Origin of the sequence: Dietzia sp. DQ12-76 (assembly GCF_014145045.1) — a bacterium.
GTDB lineage: Bacteria > Actinomycetota > Actinomycetes > Mycobacteriales > Mycobacteriaceae > Dietzia.
This window is the reverse complement of the sequence record NZ_JAALDV010000286.1, coordinates 1-4970: the sequence shown is the minus strand read 5'-3', so window position 1 is coordinate 4970 and position 4970 is coordinate 1. Positions and strand designations below refer to the sequence as shown.

7 protein-coding genes are annotated in these 4970 nt (G+C 68.8%); 3 read left to right on the top strand and 4 right to left on the bottom strand.

From position 1 onward, the window contains the following. A partial coding sequence (locus tag G6019_RS10365) for a helix-turn-helix transcriptional regulator (RefSeq protein WP_182627527.1) occupies positions 1-595 on the top strand: 595 nt, incomplete at its 5' end. A gap of 26 nt (positions 596-621) precedes the next feature. After that, a complete protein-coding gene (locus G6019_RS10360) occupies positions 622-1320 on the top strand; it encodes a hypothetical protein (RefSeq protein WP_241725988.1) in 699 nt (232 codons plus the stop codon). A 7-nt stretch (positions 1321-1327) separates the two neighbouring features. Here the strand turns inward: G6019_RS10360 and G6019_RS10355 are convergent, their stop codons facing one another. Genes G6019_RS10355 through G6019_RS10340 form a run of 4 tightly spaced genes read right to left on the bottom strand, consistent with a single transcriptional unit; the run spans position 1328 to position 3634 of the window. Then, positions 1328-2095: an ABC transporter permease gene (locus G6019_RS10355; protein ID WP_182612834.1), complete on the bottom strand. Its 768-nt coding sequence runs from the start codon at positions 2093-2095 to the stop codon at positions 1328-1330. After that, positions 2092-2895, bottom strand: a complete 804-nt coding sequence (locus G6019_RS10350) for an ABC transporter ATP-binding protein (RefSeq protein ID WP_182612835.1) — start codon at positions 2893-2895, stop codon at positions 2092-2094. Before G6019_RS10350 ends, G6019_RS10355 begins: the two co-directional genes overlap by 4 nt. Then, the gene (locus tag G6019_RS10345) at positions 2892-3278 is read right to left on the bottom strand and encodes a DUF1048 domain-containing protein (protein ID WP_182612836.1); all 387 of its coding nucleotides are present in this window, start codon (positions 3276-3278) and stop codon (positions 2892-2894) included. The genes G6019_RS10350 and G6019_RS10345 overlap by 4 nt, the downstream gene beginning before the upstream one ends. A 2-nt stretch (positions 3279-3280) precedes the next feature. Continuing rightward, positions 3281-3634 (bottom strand): PadR family transcriptional regulator, encoded by a 354-nt coding sequence (locus G6019_RS10340; RefSeq protein ID WP_182612837.1) that lies wholly within the window; start codon positions 3632-3634, stop codon positions 3281-3283. A 173-nt stretch (positions 3635-3807) separates the two neighbouring features. On the opposite strand from G6019_RS10340, the gene G6019_RS10335 reads away from it, so the two are divergent. Next, positions 3808-4605, top strand: a complete 798-nt coding sequence (locus G6019_RS10335; RefSeq protein ID WP_182627526.1) for an alpha/beta fold hydrolase — start codon at positions 3808-3810, stop codon at positions 4603-4605. Positions 4606-4970 lie beyond the last annotated feature (365 nt).

Here is a 4970-nt window from a genome sequence, read left to right as displayed (position 1 = left end):
CCGCGGAGCCGAGGCCGGGGTGCTGTACTGCTTCGGTCACAGCGAGGAGGCCCGCGAGATCGTCCGCTCGCTCATCGACGAGGGGCAGTTGGGGTCCGCCACGCGGGCCGCCATGGCCGGGGTGCTGTCCGCCGATCGCGAGAGCTGCCAGCTGGTGTCCGAGCTGGAGGTCACCGGCCATCTTCCGGTGCTGGTGCGTGACATCGCCGCCGACTCCCTTGCCAAGAACCCCCGGCGACTTCTCGACGACGCCCACCGTGCCCGGGAATGCGGTCTGCACATGGTGTCCGTGGCGGTCGCCGACCGCGTGCGCCACCTCGCCACTCCGGGTTCGCAGCACCACATCCAGGCCGAGCGGATGATCGCCACCTCCGAGATCGGTGGATCGGCGAGCGGTCTGCCCGGTCCGGGAGGCGCTGCCACCAGAATCCCTCAGGGCGTGTCTCTGACCCGTCGCGAATCCCAGATCGCCACTCTCGTGGGTCAGGGGCTGACCAACGCCGAGATCGCGGCCGAGCTCCACCTGTCCAAGCGGACCGTGGAGGGACACCTCAACCGGATCTACACCAAGACCGGCACCCGGCTGCGAGGGTGAACGAGCCACGGCGAGGGGGTGGGGGCATGCGTCGGCCACCGGGCGGGCGTGGGCCGGCCGGCCCGGGACACGGCGTCCCGGCCACCTTCTGCGAGGCGCCCGCGGCTTATATCGTGGAGACCTATTTCGTCCTCCGGATGGTCATCGCCGCCGGCGCCCTGGTGCTCCCGGCTGTTCTCCTGCTGTGGGTGGCCCTTGACCCAGCGGTGGCGATGAGGGGCTCGCTCAGCGCCTTCTACTACTCGCCGGCGCGCAGTGTCTTCGTGGGGATCCTCGTGGCGATAGGCGTCGCGCTGGTGGCCTACCGCGGCTACACCCGGGGAGAGAACGCACTGCTCAACGCGGCCGGGGTCCTCTCGATCGTGGTGGCGCTGGTCCCGACGTCGGACACCTCTCTGCCCGGGCCCACCGTCGCGGGGGCGGTCCACGCTGTGGCCGCGGTCGGGTTCTTCGCGCTGGCCGCGCTGTCGATCTTCTTCTACGGACAGGAGACCCTCGGATCCCTGCCGGATCCGAATCTGCGGCGCAGGTACCGCGTGGCCTACCGGGTCCTGGCCGTGCTGGTCGTGGCATTCCCGGCCGCCGCTGTCCTGGTCGCGTGGGCTGTGGGACCGTCGGTGGCACTGTTCGCCGGGGAGGCGGCGGCGCTCTACGCCTTCGCCGCGTTCTGGCTGGTCAAGACGTACGAGCTCGCCCGGTCTCAGGTGCACAGACGAATCGTGTGACGCCCATCTAGGCGATCGTGCGGCGGTAGGTGACCATGGCGAAGGTGTAGGCGACGATGAGGATGCCGACGCACCAGGCGATCGCGATCCAGAGGTCGGTGCCGACCGGTTGCTGCGCGAACAGGTCGCGGATGGCATTGACGATGTAGGTCACCGGCTGGTGTTCGGCGAAGGCGCGCACCGGGCCGGGCATGGTGTCGGTGGGGACGAATGCCGAGCTGATGAACGGGAGGAAGATCAGCGGGTAGGAGAACGCACCCGCCCCGTCCGGCGTGGTGGCGGAGAGCCCGGCGATGACCGCGAGCCACGTCAACGCCAGGGTGAACAGGAGCAGGATGCCGGCGACACCGAACCACGCCAACGGCCCTGCCGGTGAGCGGAACCCCATGAGCAGGGCGACGCCCACGACGACCGCCAGCGAGATCAGAGTGGCGAACAGCGAGGTCAGCACGTGTCCCCACAGCACGGCTGAGCGCGCGATCGGTAGGGACTGGAGTCGTTCGACGATTCCGCCCTTCATATCCAGGAACAGCCGGTACGCGGTGTAGGCGATCCCCGAGGCGATGGTGATGAGGAGGATCCCGGGCAGCAGGTAGTTCACGTACGACCCCGAATCCGGGCCCGTGTCGATCGCGCCGCCGAATACATAGACGAACAACAGTAGGAAGGCGACCGGCGTGATGACGGTCGTGATGATGGTGTCCAGGCTGCGGGTGACGTGGCGCAGGGACCGCCCCAGAAGGACGGCGGTGTCGCCGAGGAAGTGCGTGTTCATCGCTGTTCCCTACTCGTGGCACTGTCCGTGTGGTCCGCGTCGTCCTCGCCGATGAGGGCCAGGAAGACGTCTTCGAGGGTCGGCTGTTTCTCCACGTACTCGACCTGTGCGGGCGGGAGCAGCCGCTTGAGCTCGGCGAGGGTGCCGTTGACGATGATCCGACCCTTGTGGAGGATCGCGATGCGGTCGGCGAGTTGTTCGGCCTCCTCCAGATACTGCGTGGTGAGCAGTACCGTCGTGCCGCCGTCGGCCAGTTCTCTGACCGCCTGCCACACCTCGATGCGGGCCCGGGGGTCGAGCCCGGTGGTCGGCTCGTCGAGGAAGATGACCGGTGGGCTCCCGATGAGGCTCATGGCGATGTCGAGACGGCGACGCATCCCACCCGAGTACGTCGACACCTTCCGCGTGGCCGCGGCGGTCAGCGAGAAGCGCTCGAGGAGATCATCCGCGATCGTGCCCGGGTCGTCGAGGTGGCGAAGCCTGGCGATGAGGACGAGGTTCTCCCGCCCGGTGAGGATCTCGTCGACGGCGGCGAACTGTCCGGTGAGACTGAAGCGCTCTCGCACCTCCGAAGCCTGTGCGGCGACGTCGAGGCCGTCGACAACGGCCGTTCCCGCGTCGGCCTCGAGCAGGGTTGCGAGGATTCTCACGACTGTGGTCTTGCCGGCGCCGTTGGAGCCGAGCAGTGCGAAGATGCTGCCCCGTGCCACATCGAAGTCCACGCCGCGCAACACGGGCAGGTCCTTGTACGACTTCTCCAGACCGTGGACACGGATCGCGTGAAGGGTCGGCGCGGTCATGAGAGGGTCCCCTCATCCCCTCCGGAATCGCCGGCCGCGGCGTCGATGGCCTCGGTCAGGCGCCGGCGCTCTTTGTCGATCCACTCCTTGCCGGAGTACGAGCGGGCGAACGTCTCCGCGAACTCCACCGGGTCGTCCCCGACGACGGCGCGCACGGGAGTGCCGTCGACCGCGGCTCGCTCCCACATGTCGGCGTGGTCGCCGATCATCGCGATGAGCGTGTCGCCGTCGGTGAATCCTCCGTAGTAGAGGAAGTACCGGTTGAGCGCCTTGGCGGCGCTGCCGTACGGCTCGGGGAGAGCGTCGACCCGCGCCATGTGGCGCTTGTACTGCTTCTTCTGATCCAGAGACCCGGTGAGGGCCTCGATCCATTTCGCGGCCATGATCATCTCTCTCCTTCGCCCTGTGGGCTGTCGTTGTGGTGACGGAGCTGGTCTATGCGTTCCACGAGGAAGTCCCAGGTGTTCCAGAATTCGTCGAGGTTCCCGCGCCCCCGGGCGTTGAGCGAATACACCTTCCGGGGCGGGCCCTTCTCGGAGGGGACCTTCTCCACGTCCACGAGGCCACGCTGCTCGATCCTCACCAGGAGCGCGTACACGGTGCCCTCGGCGATGTCGGCGAAACCGTGACCCCGGAGCCACGCGGTGATCTCGTACCCGTACGCGGGCCGGTCGGACAGGATCGCCAGGACGATGCCCTCCAGCGTTCCCTTGAGCATCTCGGTGGCCTGCTTGCCCATGGAACGTCCCCCAACTACTCAGTGACAATGACTACTGGTACATAGTAACGCAGAATAGCGGCAGCGCAAGACCGCGACCACCGTGCAGGTGCCCGAGCGCCAGCCGGTTCCTCACACCGCCGGGCTACAGTCGGGTCACCCCCCGGCGTCGATGTAGAGGGAGCCCCTCGCCCATGACGAACCTCGTCTTTCTCCCCGGCCTCCACGGCGATGCGCAGTCGTGGGACCCGACCCTCCGAGCCCTGCCGGAGAGCTGGGCCACCACGGCCCTGGACCTGCCGGCCGTGCCCGACCTCGACGCGCTCGTCGACGAGACCGCCCGGCTGATCGCCTCCGGGAGCGTCGTCGTCGGACATTCCCTCGGCGGCGTGGTGGCCATGCACCTCGCGGAGAGGCACCCGTCCCTCCTGGCCGGACTCGTCCTGGTCACCGCGCCCGTGGGCACAGAGGATCCGGATGCCGCAGCAGCGCGCGCGGCCCGAGCGGCGGACCTGAGCCCGGAGGAGTACGAAGGGATAGCCCTCGACGGTATGGAGGCGGTGTACTTCGGCGACCGCGGCCACGACCCGCAGGTGCGGGCCGAGCGACTCCGCGCGGCGCGGGGATACGGGCCGGCGCGGTTCGCCGCGCACTCGGTGGCCCTGGGCGCGCGCCCGGACCGCAGCGCTTTTCCCGCGCAGGCGCCCTGCCCGGTCCTGATCGTCGGGGCGTCGCACGATGAGGTGGTGCCCACCGAGGAGCAGCGGCGGTGGGCCGAATCGAACGGTGCCGGATCGATCGGTGCCGAATCGAACAGTGCCGAATCGAACGGTGCCGAATCGATCGGTGCCGCGTCAGACGGTGCAGGCGCGGGCGGGGTGACGTATGTGGAGATCCCGGAGACCGGGCACATGCTGCCGGCGGAGAAGCCGGAGGAACTAGCCGCGGTGGTGGCCGACTGGTGGCGTCGCACCGGGGCCGCGCCCGGCTAGACGCGATGCCCACGTAGGTCGTCGCGCCCGGTCCACCCGCGGATCACGCCTACTTCCCCTCGATCACCCCTCGCCGTCACCGCCCGGTGGGTCTACAGTCTTCCTCAGAAGGCGGGGTGGTCGTCGATGACTTCTCGGAATCGACCGTTGTTGCAGAGATCCGTCGCGCCGGGGGACGTGGCGAATCGCGCGTTGCGGGAACTCGACGACCAGGTCTTCTCAGATGTCGTTCTGCGGGAAGTGCACCGCCGCAGCGCATTCGGCCGGGTCGCCGGGCAGATCGACAGAGCCGTGAGGACGGTCCGGCCCCCGGACGTCGGCCCTCGCCGGGGACCCGAGACGCCGCGTTTGGCTGAGAGTGCCGC